Source organism: Kitasatospora saccharophila (assembly GCF_039529925.1).
In the GTDB taxonomy this organism is placed as follows: domain Bacteria; phylum Actinomycetota; class Actinomycetes; order Streptomycetales; family Streptomycetaceae; genus Kitasatospora; species Kitasatospora saccharophila.
In genome coordinates this window covers 24,914-42,334 of sequence record NZ_BAAANS010000064.1, presented here as the reverse complement: position 1 = coordinate 42,334, position 17,421 = coordinate 24,914, and the positions used below count along the sequence as shown (strand labels likewise).

At 74.7% G+C, this 17,421-nt stretch carries 19 protein-coding genes and 1 pseudogene; 11 read left to right on the top strand and 9 right to left on the bottom strand.

Features of this window, described 5'->3' with window-relative positions; genetic code table 11:
* Both ABD345_RS33130 and ABD345_RS33125 read left to right on the top strand, forming a co-directional pair.
* A pseudogene (locus ABD345_RS33130) lies at window positions 1–232 on the top strand (molybdopterin-binding oxidoreductase); the annotation flags it as partial.
* A gap of 51 nt (window positions 233–283) precedes the next feature.
* Window positions 284–928: a fasciclin domain-containing protein gene (locus tag ABD345_RS33125; protein WP_344557617.1), complete on the top strand. Its 645-nt coding sequence runs from the start codon at window positions 284–286 to the stop codon at window positions 926–928.
* Window positions 929–1,035: 107 nt separating this feature from the next.
* Here ABD345_RS33125 and ABD345_RS33120 read toward each other — a convergent pair whose 3' ends face one another.
* Complete coding sequence (locus ABD345_RS33120) at window positions 1,036–1,242, bottom strand: hypothetical protein (protein ID WP_344557615.1); 207 nt, start codon at window positions 1,240–1,242, stop codon at window positions 1,036–1,038.
* A gap of 284 nt (window positions 1,243–1,526) precedes the next feature.
* On the opposite strand from ABD345_RS33120, the gene ABD345_RS33115 reads away from it, so the two are divergent.
* Together ABD345_RS33115 and ABD345_RS33110 are read left to right on the top strand one after the other, a co-directional pair.
* Window positions 1,527–1,832, top strand: coding sequence for a hypothetical protein (locus ABD345_RS33115; protein ID WP_344557613.1), 306 nt, complete (start codon window positions 1,527–1,529; stop codon window positions 1,830–1,832).
* Between the two features lie 403 nt (window positions 1,833–2,235).
* A complete protein-coding gene (locus tag ABD345_RS33110; protein ID WP_344557611.1) occupies window positions 2,236–2,568 on the top strand; it encodes a PCC domain-containing protein in 333 nt (110 codons plus the stop codon).
* A 16-nt stretch (window positions 2,569–2,584) separates the two neighbouring features.
* Here ABD345_RS33110 and ABD345_RS33105 read toward each other — a convergent pair whose 3' ends face one another.
* The gene (locus tag ABD345_RS33105) at window positions 2,585–2,992 is read right to left on the bottom strand and encodes an SsgA family sporulation/cell division regulator (protein WP_344557609.1); all 408 of its coding nucleotides are present in this window, start codon (window positions 2,990–2,992) and stop codon (window positions 2,585–2,587) included.
* Window positions 2,993–3,203: 211 nt separating this feature from the next.
* Here ABD345_RS33105 and ABD345_RS40380 point away from each other — a divergent pair, with 211 nt between their 5' ends.
* From ABD345_RS40380 to ABD345_RS33090, 3 genes are all read left to right on the top strand, one after another.
* Window positions 3,204–4,694, top strand: a complete 1,491-nt coding sequence (locus tag ABD345_RS40380) for an SMI1/KNR4 family protein (RefSeq protein ID WP_425556919.1) — start codon at window positions 3,204–3,206, stop codon at window positions 4,692–4,694.
* Window positions 4,695–4,978: 284 nt separating this feature from the next.
* Window positions 4,979–6,064 (top strand): S-(hydroxymethyl)mycothiol dehydrogenase, encoded by a 1,086-nt coding sequence (locus ABD345_RS33095; protein WP_344557607.1) that lies wholly within the window; start codon window positions 4,979–4,981, stop codon window positions 6,062–6,064.
* Window positions 6,064–6,696, top strand: coding sequence for an MBL fold metallo-hydrolase (locus ABD345_RS33090; RefSeq protein ID WP_344557605.1), 633 nt, complete (start codon window positions 6,064–6,066; stop codon window positions 6,694–6,696). The genes ABD345_RS33095 and ABD345_RS33090 overlap by 1 nt, the downstream gene beginning before the upstream one ends.
* 7 nt (window positions 6,697–6,703) lie before the next feature.
* Here ABD345_RS33090 and ABD345_RS33085 read toward each other — a convergent pair whose 3' ends face one another.
* The 4 genes from ABD345_RS33085 to ABD345_RS33070 form a co-directional block, all read right to left on the bottom strand.
* Window positions 6,704–7,315, bottom strand: a complete 612-nt coding sequence (locus ABD345_RS33085) for an AAA family ATPase (protein WP_344557603.1) — start codon at window positions 7,313–7,315, stop codon at window positions 6,704–6,706.
* Between the two features lie 39 nt (window positions 7,316–7,354).
* Window positions 7,355–7,561, bottom strand: a complete 207-nt coding sequence (locus ABD345_RS33080; protein WP_344557602.1) for a ferredoxin — start codon at window positions 7,559–7,561, stop codon at window positions 7,355–7,357.
* 26 nt (window positions 7,562–7,587) lie between these two features.
* Entirely contained in the window at window positions 7,588–8,778 is a 1,191-nt protein-coding gene (locus ABD345_RS33075; RefSeq protein WP_344557601.1) for a cytochrome P450, read from the bottom strand.
* 299 nt (window positions 8,779–9,077) lie between these two features.
* The gene (locus ABD345_RS33070; protein ID WP_344557600.1) at window positions 9,078–9,386 is read right to left on the bottom strand and encodes a hypothetical protein; all 309 of its coding nucleotides are present in this window, start codon (window positions 9,384–9,386) and stop codon (window positions 9,078–9,080) included.
* A 338-nt stretch (window positions 9,387–9,724) separates the two neighbouring features.
* Here ABD345_RS33070 and ABD345_RS33065 point away from each other — a divergent pair, with 338 nt between their 5' ends.
* Window positions 9,725–10,309, top strand: a complete 585-nt coding sequence (locus ABD345_RS33065) for a TMEM165/GDT1 family protein (RefSeq protein ID WP_344557599.1) — start codon at window positions 9,725–9,727, stop codon at window positions 10,307–10,309.
* 77 nt (window positions 10,310–10,386) lie between these two features.
* On the top strand, window positions 10,387–11,397 hold the full coding sequence (locus ABD345_RS33060) for a phosphotransferase family protein (protein WP_344557598.1): 1,011 nt from the start codon (window positions 10,387–10,389) through the stop codon (window positions 11,395–11,397).
* A gap of 18 nt (window positions 11,398–11,415) precedes the next feature.
* On the opposite strand, the gene ABD345_RS33055 is transcribed toward ABD345_RS33060, so the two are convergent.
* From ABD345_RS33055 to ABD345_RS33045, 3 genes are all read right to left on the bottom strand, one after another.
* Complete coding sequence (locus tag ABD345_RS33055; protein ID WP_344557597.1) at window positions 11,416–13,008, bottom strand: M4 family metallopeptidase; 1,593 nt, start codon at window positions 13,006–13,008, stop codon at window positions 11,416–11,418.
* A 118-nt stretch (window positions 13,009–13,126) separates the two neighbouring features.
* Complete coding sequence (locus ABD345_RS33050; protein ID WP_344557595.1) at window positions 13,127–14,320, bottom strand: low temperature requirement protein A; 1,194 nt, start codon at window positions 14,318–14,320, stop codon at window positions 13,127–13,129.
* Window positions 14,321–14,375: 55 nt separating this feature from the next.
* Window positions 14,376–15,707 (bottom strand): vWA domain-containing protein, encoded by a 1,332-nt coding sequence (locus tag ABD345_RS33045; RefSeq protein WP_344557593.1) that lies wholly within the window; start codon window positions 15,705–15,707, stop codon window positions 14,376–14,378.
* Between the two features lie 102 nt (window positions 15,708–15,809).
* Here ABD345_RS33045 and ABD345_RS33040 point away from each other — a divergent pair, with 102 nt between their 5' ends.
* Together ABD345_RS33040 and ABD345_RS33035 are read left to right on the top strand one after the other, a co-directional pair.
* On the top strand, window positions 15,810–16,490 hold the full coding sequence (locus ABD345_RS33040) for a DedA family protein (protein ID WP_344557591.1): 681 nt from the start codon (window positions 15,810–15,812) through the stop codon (window positions 16,488–16,490).
* Between the two features lie 87 nt (window positions 16,491–16,577).
* Window positions 16,578–17,351: a ribosome hibernation promotion factor gene (locus ABD345_RS33035; protein WP_344557589.1), complete on the top strand. Its 774-nt coding sequence runs from the start codon at window positions 16,578–16,580 to the stop codon at window positions 17,349–17,351.
* Window positions 17,352–17,421: the final 70 nt, after the last annotated feature.

Genomic DNA, 17,421 nt, shown 5'->3' with positions numbered 1-17,421 from the left:
CGTCGAACTCCGCATCGACGAAGGCCCGTGGCAGCAAGCCGAGTTGGCCGCCGACGCCGGACCCGACCTGTGGCGGCAGTGGTCCTACGCCTGGACGAACGCGACCCCCGGCACCCACCGCATCGAGGTCCGCGCCACCGACGCCACCGGCGCCGTGCAACCCGAACGGCGCGCCGCCCCCTTCCCCGCCGGAGCGACGGGCTGGCACAGCACCGTCGTCACCGTGCACTGAGACCGCTTCACCCCTTCGTTTCGCGACCCACCTCCCAGAAAAGGCACTTCCATGCGCGTTTCGCTGCTCCGCTCCCGCCCGTTCGCCGCCCTGCTCGCCGCCGGGTCCCTGGCCCTCACCCTCGGCGCGTGCAGCAGCTCGGGTTCCGCCACCGACAGCGCGACCCCGGCCGCGTCCTCCGCCGTGTCCTCCCCCGCCGCCGCGTCTCCCGCCACGGTCGCCGACGGACCGTTCGGCGCGGCCTGCGCCGCCGTGCCCAAGGACGGCGCCGGCTCCTTCACCGGCATGGCCAAGGACCCGGTCGCCACCGCCGCCTCCAACAACCCGCTGCTCTCCACCCTGGTGACCGCCGTCAAGCAGGCCGGCCTGGTCGACACCCTCAACTCCGCACAGAACATCACCGTCTTCGCCCCCACCAACGACGCCTTCGCCAAGCTCCCCAAGGCCGACCTGGACGCCGTCCTGGCCGACAAGGCCAAGCTCACCAAGCTGCTGACCTACCACGTCGCCCCCGACCGCCTCTCCCCCACCGCCCTCCCCGGCAAGCACCCCTCCCTGGAGGGCACCGACCTGACCGTCAACGGCTCGGGCCAGGACTTCACCGTCAACAACGGCGCCAAGGTCCTGTGCGGCAACGTCCAGACCGCCAACGCCACCGTCTACATCGTCGACACCGTCCTGATGCCCACCTCCTGACCCCCACCCGGCCCCGGGCCCTCAAGCCGGGCAGCGGGTGCCGGCCCCGGCCTGACGTGCTGACAGCGCGGCTGTCAGCACATCAGGCCGCCACTGCTACCACCGCCTCACCCGCCCACCCAGGTGACTTCCGGACGGACCCCCGGCAGTCCCCACGGCTCCAGGGCACCACTGACCAGATCGGCCAGGACCGCGTCCACCACCACTGGATCGAAGTCGGACGAGACGGTTTCGAGCCGGTATCCGCCTTGAGGCGTTCGGAGGATCCGGGTTTCGGAACCGGTGGCCTCGGTGAGGCGGACCGCCAGCGCCACGGCAGCGTCCCACTGAATCAACTCGTGCCGCCCATGGGGTCGTCGGTGAAATCTGCACGGTCCTCCGGGGAGACCAGGTCCGGCAGCTTCGCGAGGGCTTCCCGCCCACCCCGGAGGGGGCGGACGAAGGCGCCGAAGGCGTGCACGGAGATGATCCTCACCATTCGGCCCGAGCACTGGTCGTAGGCCGGGCGCCCTTCTTGGGGCTCCCACTGCTCAGTCACGGGCGTTCGCCCACTGGACGGCGGCGGTGAAGCTGTAGAAGGTCAGGGGCTCACCGTCCGTTGAAACGCTGGGAGACCGGGAAGGTCGTCCCGGGCGACTACTGGGTCGGGCTGCTGGCCCTGGCACTCGGGGTCCCCGGTACCGACCTCGAACAGGAAGCCCGGGCCACCCGAGCAGAGCGCCGCGCCGCCCACGGCGTTGCCGTCTCCGGTCCGCGCAGGGCGGAGTTGCTGGACATGCTTGCTGCGGTGGCCGGGGGTGACGAGTCGTACCTGTCTCGGAACATCGGTCCGTACGATCTCTCGATCGCCCTGGCGAACCTCGCCGACAGGGACCAGGGAACCAAACGCCGCCTGGTCCGTTAGCTGGAGGGCGGATCCACCTCCCTGCTGCGCGGCAATGCGCAGGGCACCCTGTTCAAGACCCGCCACCCCGATCTGATCGAGCGGGCCGAGCAGTCCATGCGGCACGATGCGGAGACCCGCCGGCGCTGCATGCGCTGCTTCACCCGGCGGACCTTCGGTCTCTCCTGGCCTGATGCCTCGCGCTACACGGCGGTGGCGGCCCCGGCCGCCGAGCTCCGCAGTCTCGGCCAACTGCTGCACGACCCCCACGACGTTTCGAACCGCTGGTGCGCGGCGGTCTTCCTGGGAGAGGCTGTCGGGGCGGCTCAGCCGCAGCAAGAGCCCTTCTGGTGGGGGCTCTTCGTACGGAGCCCAGCAGGGAGACCGTGCGGGCGATCGGCTTGGGACTGAACGGAGAACGGCCGTGGAACTGATCATCCTCGGGGACAGGGGCGACGCGATGGCGGCGTTGGCTGAGATCGTCAAGGAGCGGGGCATCACGAACGCGGCGGTGGTCTCCTGCGTCGGGGCGGCACGGTCGTTCACGGTCTCCAACATGAGGGCCGACAACCCTCGGGAAGCCGTGCACACCTCCGGCCGTCTTGCGGAGGTCGCCGGAAACGGTGAGATCCGCGACGGTGTTCCGAACATCCATGTGACGTGCGGTCTGGAAGGCGGTCAGGCGGTAGCGGGACACCTGGAGGCGGCGGAGGTCGGTGGCCCGTACAGCCTGCACGTGTACCTTCAGCGACTCTGAGGCGCTCCGAGGGACTTCAAGAGGCTTCCAGCACCCGGGCGATCAGGCCGTCCACGTCCAGGTGGTCGCCCTCGTGGCCGGACGGGACGAGGGCGTAGCACTCGACCAGGAAGCCGGTGACGATCTCGGCCGGGACGCTGACCACTGCCTCTCCGGTGCCGCCGTGCAGGGTGACCAGGACCTCGCCGGCGGCGCCGGGGCGAACGGTCACGTCACCGTGTCCGGCGGGGGCGAGGCGGCCCTCGTTGAGCAGGTCGCGGCCGAAGACCCACTCCACGGCGTCGATCCGGCCCACCGGTGGGAAGACCAGCCGGACGGCGTAGGGCAGCGAGGTGTCGAAGTGCAGCCCGGCCTCCACCGCCAGGTCGGGGTGCGGGCTGTGCGGGAGGGTGACGGCGGTGGACCAGCAGGTGGCGACGGCCATGCGGGGTGGCTTCCTTCCGGGCGGCGACGGCGGCGGTGCCGAAAAGCTGACGGCACGAGCCCGACTACCCGCCGGGCCCGGGGATCCGCGCATCGACGCAGAACCTTCACCGATACCGTGCGCTCACCACACGAACGGCCCAGCCCGGTGACGGTGGGACGTGCTGGAGTGGGGTCCGTCGATCATGGCGGAGGAGAGGACCGAAGTGGGCATGGACCGGGTGCAGTGGCGGGAGTTCCTGGAGCTGTGGAGCACCGAGTGGATCACCGCGAAGCAGGCCGACCCCGAGGAGGGCCCGGTCGACCCCGAGGTGCTCCGGGACGGCTGGCTCGGCTTCTCCCCCGCCACCGAGCCGGAGGTCGCCGCCGCCGAGGCCCGCCTCGGCCGCCCGCTGCCGCCCTCGCTGCGCGAGTTCCTGCTGGTCACCGACGGCTGGCGGGAGACCGGCCCGTTCATCGAGGAGCTGGCCGGCACCACCGGGTTGGACTGGCTGCGGGACACCCCGGAACGCCACTGGATCGGCATCTGGGAGGAACTGGCCGGCCTGTCCGAGGGCGAAGAGGACGAGGAGGACGAGTACGACGAGGTCGCGGTCGCCGAGGCCCGGATCCTGGCCCGTTCGCTGCGGCTGTCCCTGGCCGGTGACGCCGCGGTGCTGCTGCTCGACCCGGAGGACGTGGACGCGGACGGCGAGTGGGCGGGCTACTGGCTGGCCTCCTGGTCGGGCGAGGGATTGCAGCGCCACGCGTCCTTCGCCGAGCTGGTCCGCGCCCAGTGGCGCACCATGCACGCGCTCGCCCAGCCCGCCGGGCCGACCCGGGACCACTGGGACGCCGAGGTGGAGCGCGGCCGCCGGGCGGCGCTCGCGGGCGAACTCGACCTCGCGCTGGACCTGTTCGGTCAGGCCAAGGAGTTCGGCCGGCCGCGGGCCCGCCTGCTGCTGTTGCAGTTGCGGTTGCTGCTGGACGGCTGGCGGACCGGGAAGAACGGCATCCCGTGGAGCCTGCGGGACGCCAAGGTGTTCCTGGCCGAGCCGCTGCTGTCCGAGGGCTTCCTGCCGCTGCTGGTCCGGCTGGTCCGGGAGGCGGACGGGCACGAGCCGTACACCCTGGACAAGCTCCGCGAGAACGGCCCGCGGGTGCTGCGCGCGGCGCTCGCCGAGTACGAGGCGATGACCGCGCCCGGTTTCCGGTTCCGCTACGGGCCGCCGGAGTTCGACGCAGCCGTGCACGCGGTGGTCGACGGGCTCGCCGCCCACCTGGAGGAGCAGCGGGCGGCGTCCGAGCGGGCGGCCCGGCCGGGCGGGGAGGTCCGCTCCGAGGTGACGACCATGCACTTCATCGTGCCGTCGAACTCCACCCTCCGGTACAGCGGGTCCTGGGCCGAGGTCGCCCCGGGGACCATCGGCCCGGCCGGGGACGAGCTGTTGGCGGCCCGGTCGGCCGGGGGGCCGCGCTCCGAACGGCGGGCCGGGGACGAGCCCGCCCCGCTGGGCCCCGGCCCCCACTACGGCCGGCCCGGGCCGGAGATCGCGCCGGAGGTCGCCGAGCGGGCCTGGTCCGAGCTGCTGGCGGCGCTGCCGCTGTGGCACCCGGCGGGCCCGGACCACCTGGCGCCGGTCTCGCTGCTGGCCGATCCGCTGCTGGCCGAGCTGATCACCCCCGAGCGGGCCCGGGCGCTGCTGTCCCTCCCCCGGGGCTGACCGCCCCGCCCGGCGCGCGTGGCGCCTCCCCGCCGGGGGCGTCGCGCGCGCCGCAGGTCCGATCGGGCGACTTCGCCGCCACCACCCCCAAGGCCCGGCGCAGCTACACCCTCACCACCCCCTTCCCGGCGTCCCCTTCCCGGCGTCCCCGCCTCCCCGCCGGAGGCAGCACGCGTGCCGCAGGTCCGATCGGGCGACTTCCCTGCTGAAAGGGCGTAAGTTCGCTGCTGGGCGGCGTCCAGTGCCGGGCGCCGCCGTTGATCGAGTGAGGACGGGTACCGAAGATGGCTCAGGTTGTCCGGGGTGTGATCGCGCGTGCGAAGGGGGCGCCGGTGGAGGTGGTGCCCGTCGTGGTGCCGGATCCGGGGCCGGGTGAGGCGGTGGTGAAGGTGCAGGCGTGCGGGGTGTGCCACACGGACCTGCACTACCGGGAGGGCGGGATCAACGACGAGTTCCCGTTCCTGCTGGGGCACGAGGCGGCGGGCGTGGTGGAGTCGGTCGGCGAGGGCGTCGAGGACCTCTCGCCGGGTGACTACGTGATCCTGAACTGGCGTGCGGTGTGCGGTCGTTGTCGGGCGTGCAAGCGCGGCCGGCCGTGGTACTGCTTCGCCACCCACAACGCGAAGCAGAAGATGACGTTGGAGGACGGCACCGAGCTGTCCGCGGCGCTGGGCATCGGCTCCTTCGCGGAGAAGACGCTGGTCGCGGCGGGCCAGTGCACCAAGGTCGACCCGGCGGCGTCGCCGGCGGCGGCCGGTCTGCTGGGCTGCGGGGTGATGGCGGGCCTGGGCGCGGCGATCAACACCGGGCAGGTGGGCCGGGGCGACAGCGTCGCGGTGATCGGCTGCGGCGGCGTGGGCAACGCGGCGGTGGTGGGTTCCCGGCTGGCGGGGGCGGGCACGATCATCGCGGTGGACGTGGACGACCGCAAGCTGGCCACGGCGCAGCGCCTGGGCGCCACCCACACCGTCAACTCCCGTGCGGTGGACGCGGTGGAGACGATCCGCAGCCTGACCGGCGGCCACGGCGCCGACGTGGTGATCGACGCGGTGGGCCGCCCGGAGACGTACGAGCAGGCGTTCTACGCCCGTGACCTGGCGGGCACGGTGGTGCTGGTGGGCGTGCCGACGCCGGAGATGAAGCTGGAGCTGCCGCTGCTGGACGTGTTCGGGCGGGGCGGCGCGCTGAAGTCGTCCTGGTACGGGGACTGCCTGCCGGAGCGGGACTTCCCGATGCTGATCGACCTGTACCTGCAGGGGCGGTTGGACCTGGACGCGTTCGTCAGCGAGACGATCCCGCTGGACGGCGTGGAGGAGGCGTTCGCCCGGATGGAGCGCGGCGAGGTGCTGCGCTCGGTGGTGGTGTTCTGATGGCGGCGCGGATCGAACAGCTGGTCACCTCGGGCGAGTTCAGCCTGGACGGCGGCACCTGGCAGGTCGACAACAACGTGTGGATCGTCGGTGACGACAGCGAGGCGGTGGTGATCGACGCGGCGCACGACGCGGCGGCGATCCACGCGGCGCTGGGCGGTCGGCGGCTGCTGGCGGTGGTCTCCACCCACGCGCACAACGACCACGTGGACGCGGCCCCGGCGCTGTCGGCACTGAACGGCGGCGCCCCGGTGCTGCTGCACCCCTCGGACCAGGTGCTGTGGCGGCAGACCCACCCGGACCGCGAGCCGGACGCCGCGCTGGCGGACGGTCAGGAGATCCCGGTGGCGGGCACGGTGCTGACGGTGCTGCACACGCCGGGGCACAGCCCGGGCGCGGTCAGCCTGTACGCGCCGGAGCTGGGCACGGTCTTCACCGGTGACACCCTGTTCGCGGGCGGCCCGGGCGCCACCGGCCGGTCGTTCTCGGACTTCCCGACCATCGTCGCCTCGATCCGGGAGCGGCTGCTGACGCTGCCCCCGGAGACGGTGGTGCGCACCGGGCACGGCGATTCGACCACCGTCGGCGCGGAGGCCCCGCACCTGGCGGAGTGGATCGCCCGCGGTCACTGACGGGGGGTCAGTCTCCGGCGCTCCCGAACCGGACGCCGGTCAGCCGTTCGCGCGAGACGGCGTCGGCGAGCAGCACCGTCCGGGCGCCGGGGAACGCCGCCCGCCCGCGCCGTTCCAGTCCGGCCAGCAGCCGGGCGGTGCGCCGCACGTGCAGCCGGAAGGTGCGCGGCGCGGCGGCGCGGGCCCGGGCGTGCTGTCCGGCGAGGGCTTCGGCGGGGCGGACGGCGAGCAGCACGACGTGCAGTTCGCGTCCGCCGCGCCGGGCCCAGTGCGCGAGGGCCCGGCGCATCCACCAGCGGCTGCCGCAGTCGTGCACCAGCAGCGGGCCGGGGCGGCGGAACGCGGCGCGGGTGCGCAGCAGGTGCAGCAGGCGCACGGCGGGCCGGTAGAGGGAGTAGGGGACGGCGGCGGGCACCCTGGCCTGGCAGGCGAGCCGGGTGGTGCGGGGGTCGATCAGGGTGGCGGGGGCGTCCCAGCGGCGCAGCAGGGTGGACTTGCCGCTGCCGGGCACGCCGCCGACCACGACCACGGCGCGCGGTCCGTAGTGGAGCACCAGCGGTCCGCCCGCCCGGCCGCGCAGGTCGGCGACCCCGTGCGGGACGGACCCGGTGTCCTGCACGTGCTCTCCCCGTACTCGCTGCGGTGCCGGCTGGGCAGCCTACCGGGGCGGGTCCTCCTCCAGTCGGATCGCCCCTCCGGGGCAGGCGGCGACGGCGTCGGCGACCTCCCGGACGAGGGCGGCGGGCGGGTTGGCGTCGAGCAGCAGGACGGTGCCGTCGTCCTCGCGCTGGTCGAACACCTCGGGGGCGGCGAGGACGCACTGTCCGGCGCCGCAGCACCGGTCGGGGTCGACGTGGACGAGCACGGGGGGCCTACCTTTCGGGGCGGGGGTCACCAGGTGACGGGCAGGGAGTCGATGCCGTAGACGGTCATCTCGTGGCGGAAGCGGATCTCCTCGAAGGGCACGGCCAGTCGCAGTCCGGGCAGGCGGCGCAGCACGGTGTCGAGGGCGATCTCCAGTTCCAGCCGGGCCAGCGGCTGGCCGAGGCACTGGTGGACGCCGAAGCCGAAGGCGAGGTGGCGGCGGGTGTCGCGGGTGAGGTCGAGGGCGTCGCCGTCGGGGTAGCGGTCCTCGTCGCGGTTGGCGGTGTTGAGCTGGCAGATCACGCCCTCGCCGGCCCGGATCAGGACGCCGCCGATCTCGATGTCCTCGACGGCGACCCGGGTGACGCCGCTCTGCACGATGCTGAGCCAGCGCAGCAGTTCCTCGACGGCGGCGGGGGTGGCTTCGGGGTGGGCGCGCAGGTGGGCGAGCTGGTCGGGGTGCTGGAGCAGGGCGAGGACGGAGAGCGCGGTCATGTTGGCGGTGGTCTCGTGGCCGGCGATGAGCAGCAGGCGGCCCATCGCGCCGATCTCCTCGGTGGTGAGTTCGCCGCGGGCGACCAGGCGGCTGAGGATGGCGTCGTCGGGTTCGGTGCGCTTGCGGTCGGTGAGGGCGTCGAGGTAGTCGGTGAGTTCCTGCTGGGCGGTGACCACCTGTTCGATCGGACTGTCCCGGCGCAGCAGGGTGCGGCTGCAGCGCTGGAAGAACTCGTGGTCCCGGTAGGGGACGCCGAGCAGCAGGCAGATCACCAGGGAGGGCAGCGGGAGGGCGAACTCGGCGACCAGGTCGGCGCCGGTGCGGCCGGTGGTCATGGTGGTGAAGAGGTCGTCGGCGACCTGCTGGATCGCGGGGCGCAGGGCGGCGGTCCGGCGGATGGTGAAGTCGCCGGTGAGCATCCGGCGCAGCCGGTGGTGCTCGGGGTCGTCCATCCGGATGAAGGACGCCTTGCCGGCGCCGATGTGGCGGGCGGCGGCGCTGAGGAAGGGGAAGCCGGGGCGGGTGGCGTCGGCGCTGAGCCGGGGGTCGGCGAGCAGGTCGCGGGCGTCCTGGTGGCGGGTGACCAGCCAGGACGGGCTGCCGTCCCAGAGGGCGACGCGGCTGACCGGCTCGTCCTGCCGGGCCTGCTGGTAGGCGGGCGGCGGTGCGAACGGGCAGGTGCCGCGCGGGGCGGGGTGGGTGGTGGGGACGGCGGTGGCCATGGTGGGTTCCCTTCCCGGGGGCCCGGTCGGCGCGCGGGCCCGGTCCCGGGTGCGGGGTCGGGGGTGCGGCGGGCGGGCCCGGCAATTGAGTGCCTCGGGCAACTAACTCACCGTCACGCTAACTCGCGTTCCGTACCCAGGAGAAGGACGCCGGGCCGCCGGGCCGCATTCTGTCCGGATCCCGGCCCGCCCGGCAGGTCGCCGCACCGCCCGCCACCAGGCATGTCCATGCCGCCACCGGCCGCCGCCGCCCGCCCACACGGTCGAGAACGGGCCACCGGTCCGGCGCCGTCCCGCCGTCAGTCCTCGGGGCGCACCTCCTCCTCCGGGTGGATCCGGCGGGCCCGGCCGGGTTCGGCGGTGGTGGCGTTCCCCTGCTCGCTCTCCGGCCGGCCCTCCTCGGGCCCGTCCTCCTGCGCCGTCTCGTGCTCCCGGCCGGCGTCCCGGTCCTCGTCGGCGCTCCGCTCGGCGTCGCGCTCGAAGCGCCAGCCCTCGCTGCGCCGGTCGTGGCGGACGGTCGGCGGACGGCCCTCCGCCCGGTAGTCGTCGCCCGCGTAGTCGGGCCCGTGGGGCACGCCGCCCGCACCGCCCTGCGGCATCTCGTCCATCTCCTCGCTCCCTTCGGTCCGGCCCCGCGCGTGCCCAGGGCCCGGCGGTCCACACCGGGACGGGGGCGGCTTTACCCGCGCTTTGCCGATCCCCTAGACTCGCCGGAGCGAAGGGGAGTAGTCCCGAAACACCACCGGTCGACACACTGGACGGCTCGCCCGTCCCGGCCCGTGGGTCGCGGCAGGCCGCTGCCGCGACGGACGAGACCTTCGGCCCCGTGCATGACCCTGCCGCACCCACCGTGCGGGAGGTCTCGTCGTGCCGGGCCGAGAGGTTCGCCCGTCGCCCGCCCGGTGCCGTTCGAGCTCGCGGCCCGGCCCCTGCAGAAAGCACTCCGATGTCCTTCGACCCCCTGGCGATGCTCACCGCCTTCGGGCTGATCTTCCTCGCCGAACTCCCCGACAAGACGATGTTCGCCTCACTGGCGATGGGCACCCGGATGCGCCCGCTGTACGTCTGGTTCGGCACCTCGGCGGCCTTCCTCGTGCACGTCGCCCTCGCGGTCGGCGCGGGCAGCCTGCTGAGCCTGCTGCCCGGCGTCGCGGTCAAGCTGGTCTCCGCCGCACTGTTCGGCTTCGGCGCCTTCGTGCTGCTGCGCTCCAGCGGCGACGATGACGACGAGGAGGGCGGCGCGCGGACCGTCACCGGCTTCTGGCCGGTCTGGGGCACCGCCTTCATGACGGTGTTCATCGGCGAGTGGGGCGACCTGACCCAGATCACCACCGCCAACCTGGCCGCCACCAACGGCTGGCTGCCCACCGCGATCGGCTCCGCCGCCGCCCTGATGTCCGTCTCCGCGCTGGCCCTGCTGGTCGGCCGCTTCATCGCCAAGCGCGTCCCGCTGCGCACCGTGCAGCGGGTCGGCGGCCTGTGCATGGCCGTGCTGGCCACCTGGACGCTGGTCGAGGCGTTCACCGGCTGACCCCGCACCGGGCGGGGCGCGGACGGAGCCGGGAAAACCGTTCCGGCCGCGCGCCCGCCCGGTGGGAGACTGCGCCGATGGACACCGCGCACCCGCCGCACCGCTCGTTCGCCGACGCCCGCTCGCTGGCCCCCGTCGTCCGGGAGGTCTTCGGCACCGACCGCCGGATCACCGCCGTCGACCGGCTGCGCGGCGGCACCAGGAAGGGCGTCTACCGGGTCGCCCTGGACGACGGCACCAGCGCGGTCGTCTACCTGTGGAGCGCCGACGAGGACTACTGGAGCGGCCTGCTCCCGGACGGCCACGACGACCCGGCGCACCCGTTCTCGCACGCCTCCGGCCTCGACCCGCTGGAGGCCGCCACCCGCCGCCTGGCGGCCGTCGGCGCCCGCGCCCCGCGCCTGCTGTTCACCGACCGCACCGGCCGGCTCCACCCGGCCGATCTCGCCGTCGCCGAGGACGTCCGGGGCGGCACCCTGGAGTCCCTGCTGGAGCGCGACCCGGCCGCCGGACGGCGCGCCCTGGCCGAACTGGCCGCGGTGCTGCGCCGGATGCACGCCCACCGCGCCCCCGCCTTCGGCCGGGTGGCGTGGCTCGACGCCGGCGGCGCCCCGACCGGCGGCAGCTGCGAACGGGCCTACCGGGACCGGGCGCTGGTGAACCTCGCCACCGCCGTCGCCCACGACCCGCGCGCCGCCGACGCCGAGTCCGAACTGGCCGGGAAGCTGCACGTCCTGTACGCCGGGGTCGAGCCGCGCGCCCAACTCGGCGTGGTGCACGGCGAGTTGGGCCCCGAGCACGTCCTGATCGGGCCGGCCGGCGAACCCGTGCTGATCGACGTCGAGGGCCTGCTGTACGCCGACCCCGAGATCGAGCACTGCTGGACGGGGATGCGCTTCGGCCCGCACTACGAGGCGCTGCGCGACCCCGCCCTCGACCCGCGCCGGCTCGCCTTCTACCGGTACGCCATGCACCTGGACCTGGTCGGCGGCCCGCTGCGGATCGCCGCCGGTGACTTCCCCGACCGGCAGTGGATGCTGGACGTCGCCGACCACCACCTGCGCCGGGCCCTGGCGTACCGGGCCTGACGCCGGGTCGGCGGCGGGTCAGGAGACGGAGACCGCGCTCCAGGCGGCGCCCACCGCCGCGTACTCGGCGGAGCCCGCGCCGTACAGGTCCCGGGCGGCGTTCAGCGAGGCGGCCCGGGCGCCCTTGTAGTCGGTGGTGGAGGTCATGTAGACGGTCAGCGCCCGGTACCAGATCGCGGCGGCCTTCTGGTTGCCGATGCCGGTGACGGTCGAGCCGTTGCAGGTCGGCGAGTCGTAGGCGACGCCGTTGACGGTCTTGGCGCCGCTGCCCTCGCTGACCAGGTAGAACCAGTGGTTGCCGACGCCGGAGGAGTAGTGCACGTCGAGGCGGGCGACCTTCTTGCTCCAGCAGTCCGCCGAGCCGCCGTCCAGCGAGGGCCGGTCGAAGCGGCGCAGCCACGGCGGGGTGGACTGGTCGCTGAACAGGTAGTCGCCCTTGTCGACCGCGTTGTTCGCGTACCACTCGACCATGGTGCCGAAGATGTCGCTGGTGGACTCGTTCAGGCCGCCGGACTCGCCGCTGTAGCGGAGGTTGGCGGTGGCGCTGGTGACGCCGTGGGTCATCTCGTGGCCCATGGTGTCGAGGTCGACCTGCTCGGGGTCGGTGCCGCCGTTGCCGTCGCCGGTCATCATGCAGAAGCAGGCGTCCGACCACTGGGCGTTGTCCCAGTCGGTGCCGACGTGGACGAAGACGGTGGCGCCCTTGCCGTCGTTCTTGATGCCGCTGCGGCCGAAGGTGTTCTTGTAGTAGTCGTACGTCCAGGCGGTGTTGGCGTGCGCGTCGACGGCGGCGGTGGCCCGGTCGGTGGAGAACTTCCGGCCGTCGCCCCACACGTCGTCGGCGTCGGTGTAGAGCGTGCCCGAGCCGGCCTTGACGCTGTTGGCGGAGAGGTTGTGCGCGTCCCTGGTGGTGTGGCCGCGGACGGGGTCGATCAGCGCGTAACCGCCGTCCGCCTGCTGGGTGGTGGCGAGGGCGACGTCGCCGGTGTACTCGGAGTGGCCGGTGCCGGTGGCGGAGTGCTCGGCGTCGTAGCTGTCGATGGCCGCGCCGGTGGTGGCGTCGGTGACCACCACCCGGCCGGCGGGCTGGCCCTGCTTGCCGGTGCCGCTGACGGTGGTGCGCCAGGCGAGGCGGGCGGTGCCGTCGGCGGCCCAGACCACCAGTTCGGGGGTCGAGACGGCCCCGGATATGCCCGGGGCCTGCCGCAGCGCCTCGGCGGCGCCGCGCTGGGCCGGGACGGCCGGGCGGGTGGTGGGCACCGCCGGGTCGTGGCCCGCGGCGCGGGAGGAGTCGGCGAGCCGGCCGCGCGCGTCCTGGTGCACCACCAGGTCGCCGCCGACCACCGGCAGCCCCTGGTAGTCGCGGTCGAAGCGGACGTGCTGGGTGCCGTCCGGGTCGAGGACGACGTCCTTGAGGACGAGTTGCTGACCGGGGCCGTAGCCGAACAGGTCGGCGTGCCGGGCGACGTTGGCCCTGGCCCGGGCGACGGCCGCGTCCCGGCCGGTCGCGGCGGCGGCGCTGCCGGTGGTGACGGCGCCGAGCAGGAGGGCGGCGGTGGCGGCGAGGGCGGCCGCGCCGAGGGCGCGGCGGCGCGCGGAGGAGGGGCTCACGCGGGACTCCAGTCGGGGTAGCTGAGGGGTAGCCGACCGAGATCCTGTCCGTGAACAGACAAACAGTTCTATTTAACAGAACGGAACGTGACCCTTTCGTTGCGTTCCGTCCCCGTCGCTACCCGGCCCGCCCCGTCCGGTAGCCGCGCGCCCACAGGGTGGCCACCAGCAGCAGCGGCACCACCGCCCCGGCCGCCATCGACACCGGCAGCACGGCCAGCAGCAGCGGCAGCAGCACCGCCGGGACGGTGTGCGCCAGGAAGCCGCGCAGCCGCCCGCGGTCGGCCAGCGTCGGCGGCACCGCCACCAGCACCACCGCGAAGTAGCAGGCCAGCGAGGCGCACAGCAGCCGCCGGGTGTCGTCCGGGAGGGTGCCGTGGGCGTGCTCGACCGCCCGGCCCAGCCCCGCCGCCAGCGCCGCGAGCGCGGCCGAGCCCGCCGCGTGGCAGAGCATCACCCGGCGCGGCCGCCCGCCCGCGACCAGCTGCGGGAACGCGGCCGCGCCGCGCCGCACGCTCAGCACCGACAGCGAGGCCAGCAGCGTCATCGCGGCCAGACCGGTCCAGGCCAGCCGGACGTCCCAGTGCTCCTGGTCGGAGGCGGCCCGGATCACCTGCACCACGCCCTCGCCCAGCACGATCACCATGAACAGGCCCAGCCGCTCCCCCAGGTGCGCGGCGTCCACCCCCGCCTCGCGCAGCTCCGGCAGCGGCCGGTCCGCGCCCGGCCCGCCCCGGTGCCGCTCGCGGCGCGCCGCCCAGCGCGAGGCCACCCGTTCCCGGTCCTCCCGCGCCGCGAGCAGCAGCAGCGCGTCCACCAGCAGGCCCGCGCCCCACAGCCAGTACCGCCAGGACTCCGGCGCGACGGTCGACACCAGCCACGGCAGCGCCCCCGCGCCGTACTGGGCGACCGGCCAGTCCGGCACCACCAGCAGGCTCCGCCCCTGCCGCCACAGCCGCCCCGCGTACCAGCGCAGCAGCACGTACGTCAGCGCGAAGGCGTTCGCCCGGGCCTGCTCGTGCACGCCCTCGACGGCCGCCGCCATCACCGCCATCCCGGCCATCGCCACGAACAGCGCGGCCGAGCTGGTCCGCTCCGCGACCACGTCCCCGTACACGGTGAAGCACGCCCAGCTCAGCCAGAACGCCCCGAACAGCAGCCCGTACAGCCCCGCCGCGCCCCAGTCCGGCCCCGAGTGCAGCAGGTGCGCCAACTGCCCGACCCCCGCCACCGCGATCAGGTCGAAGAACAGCTCGTTCCAGCCCGCGTGCCGCTCGGCCGCGGGGCCCGTCCCGTCCGGTGCGTCGTCCACCACCCCATGATCGGCAGCCCCGCCCCCGGCACCGCCCCGGCGCGCCGCGCCCGCCTCAGCGCAGGATCCCCGCCTGCCGGGCGGCCGCCACCCACTGCGGGAACTCGGAGAGCAGGCGGTCGTAGAGCTCCGGGTCCGGGAGGGTGCTGATGTCGTCGACCGCGAAGAAGCCGACGTTGTCGACCCGGCGGCCGGGGAGGGCGTCGAAGCGTTCGAGGACGCCGTAGTCGCCGCGGCCGAGACCGACGAACTGCCAGAACAGCGGCTCCTCGACGGCGGCCCGCAGCTCGCGCTCGATCTCGCTGTTGCGGTGGACGCCGCCGTCGGAGAAGAACAGCACCAGGGTCGGTTCGGGCGTCGGGTTCTCCCGCACGTGGGCCCGGACCTGGGCGATCACCTTCGGTTCGTCGTTCTGGATGCCGATCGCCCGCATGTCCACCCGGCCGTCCGGCAGCGGCGGGCGGACCTTGCGGCGGCCGAACAGCGTCGCCTCGCCGACCCGGACGTGCAGGCGCAGCCACTCGGGGAGGTCGGCCAGCCGCAGGTCGGGCAGCCGGGCGGGCCAGGTGGCGAAGGTCCACGCCTGCATGGTGCGGTCCTCGTCGAGCTGGGCGGCGACGGCGGCCATCCGTTCGACCACGTCGGCGACCACGCCCCGGCGGTAGAGGGCGGTCATCGAGCCGGAGGCGTCCAGCACCAGGACCACCCGGGCGGTGAGCCGCTGGGCGCCGTGCTTGCGCAGGCTGACGGCGACCTGCTGCTTGCGCAGGCTGAGCCGCTTGCGCATCTCGACGGGCAGCGCCCGCTCCTGCTCGTGCTCCACCACCTCGACGGGCTCCGGCGCCGGTGCGGGCGGCGCGGGCGGCACCGGCGGCGCGACCGGCACCGGCACGGGCGGCTCGGGCTCCCGGAGGGTGAATCCGTGCGCGACGGCGAGGCCGGCCAGGCCGTCCGTCCAGCCCTGGCCGACGGCGCGGAACTTCCAGCGGCCCTGGCGCAGGTAGAGCTCGCCGCAGACCAGCGCGCTCTCCGCGCCCGCGGCGGGGTCGAAGCGGGCCAGCGCGGCCCCGGTCCGGGCGTCGTCGAGCCGCAGCGACAGGCCGGGGACGGCCCCGAGGCCGCGCCCTTCGGTGACGGCCAGCAGCAGCACCCGCTGGACGCCGGGCGGCAGCGCGGCCAGGTCGACGTCGATCCCGTCCGGCCCGAGCGCCACGCCGGGGGCCCGTTCCGCGCCGCGGAGCAGTCGCGGGCCGCCCTCCGCGCCGAGCAGCAGCACGGCGACGTCCGGCCCGGGCGCGCCCGGCGCGGCGGACCGGCCTAGGCGGGCCCGGACGGCGGGGGCGTCGATCGGCAGGTTCGCGCCCTTGGCGAGTGGAGTGGCTGTCACGCCCCCAGTCTGCCCGCCCCGGGCCGTTGCCGGGCCGGTCGGGTCCGGGCCCCGGCGTTACGGTGGGACGGACGGGAGCACGGACGGGAGCGAGGTGGTCCGGTGGGCGCGGTGACCGACTGGCTGGGCGGGCTGTCCGGGCCCGTGGTGTACGCGGTGGTGGCGGGGCTGGTGTTCGCCGAGGACGCGCTGTTCTTCGGGTTCGTGCTGCCGGGCGAGACGGCGGCGGTGCTCGGCGGCGTGCTGGCCCACCAGGGGAGCGTCTCGCTGGGCTGGATGCTGGTGGCGGTGGTGGGCGCGGCGGTGCTGGGCGACACGGTCGGCTACGAGGTGGGGCTGCGGCTGGGACCGCGGGTGCTGGAGACCAAATCGATGCGCCGGCACGCGGAACGGATCGGCCGGGCGCAGGAGTTGATGCGCCGCCGGGGCCCGGTGGCCGTCCTGCTGGGCCGGTTCGTGGCCTTCTTCCGGGCCCTGATGCCCGCCCTGGCGGGCGTGTCGAGGATGCCCTACCGCCGGTTCCTGCTGTTCAACGCGCTCGGCGGCCTGCTGTGGGGCGTGGGCTGCGTGCTGCTCGGCTACTTCGCGGGCGCGGCCTACTCGAAGGTCGAGGGCACCGTCGGCAAGTCGGTGGCCGTGGCGGTGGCCTGCCTGGTGCTGGCGGCCCTGCTGGTGCATCACTTCCGCGGCCGCCGCAAGGAGCGCCGCGAGGAGCGGGAGCACGGGGACGAGCGGGAGCACGGGGACGCGCGGGAGCACGAACGGCAGCACGGGGACGACTGACCCACCGGACGGGACCGTTCGGCCCTCGGCCCGCCCGCCGGCCCGGAGCAGAGTGGGGGCATCGGGACGTCGGGAAGAGGAGATCTGATGAGCGGTTTGCAGACCCGTCCCAGGGCCGAGGTGCTGGTGGAGACCCGGGGCGCGGTGTCGGCGGGTGCGCCGCGGTACGCCCGGGAGAAGGTCGGGGCCGTGCTGGAGCGGCTGGCGGAGCCGGTGCTCGCGGTGCGGGTGCGGCTGGTGCAGGAGGCCGACCGGGCGGTGGCGCGGCCGTCGCTGGCCCAGGTCGTGGTCGACCTGAACGGCCGGCCGGTGCGGGCGCACGTCGCGGCGGCGACCGCGCGCGAGGCCGTCGACCTGTTGCAGGACCGGCTGGTCTCCCGGCTGGCCCGGCTGCGCCGGCACCCGCGGCACCTGCGCGAGCCGCTGGGCCGCCCGGTCGGCGGCGGCGCCGAGCACCGGCCGGAGCGGCGGGTGCGCCCGCCGGAGGAGCGGCGGGTGGTGCGGCACAAGAGCTACGGTCTGGCGCGCTGCGCGCCGCTCGCGGCGGTGCACGAACTGGAGGCGATGGACTACGACTTCCACCTGTTCACGGACGCGGCCAGCGGCCGGGAGAGCGTGGTGTACCGGGGCACGGCGGGCGGCTACCGGCTGGCTTCGGCCGGCGCGCCGCCGCTCCCGGTGCCGGGGCTGGTGGCCAGTCGGCTGGGCGTGCCGGTGCTGTCGCCGGAGCTGGCCCGGGAGCGGCTGGACCTGACCGGCCTGCCGTTCGTCTTCTTCACCGATGCCGCGACCGGGCGCGGCAACGTCCTGTACCACCGCTACGACGGGCACTACGGGCTCATCACGCCAGCGGCCGGGTAGCGGGCCGCTTCCCGGCGGCCGTGGGGGTCCGGCCGGGAGCGGGGGCGGAGGGGCCGGGGACGGTGTGGGG

What these genes read in the sequence shown, in the direction of transcription:
- ABD345_RS33125 (WP_344557617.1), top strand. Translation starts at nt 284, where the DNA reads ATGCGCGTTTCGCTGCTCCGCTCCCGCCCGTTCGCCGCCCTGCTCGCC.
- ABD345_RS33105 (WP_344557609.1), bottom strand. Translation starts at nt 2,992, where the DNA reads ATGGCCGTCGCCACCTGCTGGTCCACCGCCGTCACCCTCCCGCACAGC.
- ABD345_RS40380 (WP_425556919.1), top strand. Translation starts at nt 3,204, where the DNA reads ATGGACCGGGTGCAGTGGCGGGAGTTCCTGGAGCTGTGGAGCACCGAG.
- ABD345_RS33095 (WP_344557607.1), top strand. Translation starts at nt 4,979, where the DNA reads ATGGCTCAGGTTGTCCGGGGTGTGATCGCGCGTGCGAAGGGGGCGCCG.
- ABD345_RS33090 (WP_344557605.1), top strand. Translation starts at nt 6,064, where the DNA reads ATGGCGGCGCGGATCGAACAGCTGGTCACCTCGGGCGAGTTCAGCCTG.
- ABD345_RS33075 (WP_344557601.1), bottom strand. Translation starts at nt 8,778, where the DNA reads ATGGCCACCGCCGTCCCCACCACCCACCCCGCCCCGCGCGGCACCTGC.
- ABD345_RS33070 (WP_344557600.1), bottom strand. Translation starts at nt 9,386, where the DNA reads ATGGACGAGATGCCGCAGGGCGGTGCGGGCGGCGTGCCCCACGGGCCC.
- ABD345_RS33065 (WP_344557599.1), top strand. Translation starts at nt 9,725, where the DNA reads ATGTCCTTCGACCCCCTGGCGATGCTCACCGCCTTCGGGCTGATCTTC.
- ABD345_RS33060 (WP_344557598.1), top strand. Translation starts at nt 10,387, where the DNA reads ATGGACACCGCGCACCCGCCGCACCGCTCGTTCGCCGACGCCCGCTCG.
- ABD345_RS33035 (WP_344557589.1), top strand. Translation starts at nt 16,578, where the DNA reads ATGAGCGGTTTGCAGACCCGTCCCAGGGCCGAGGTGCTGGTGGAGACC.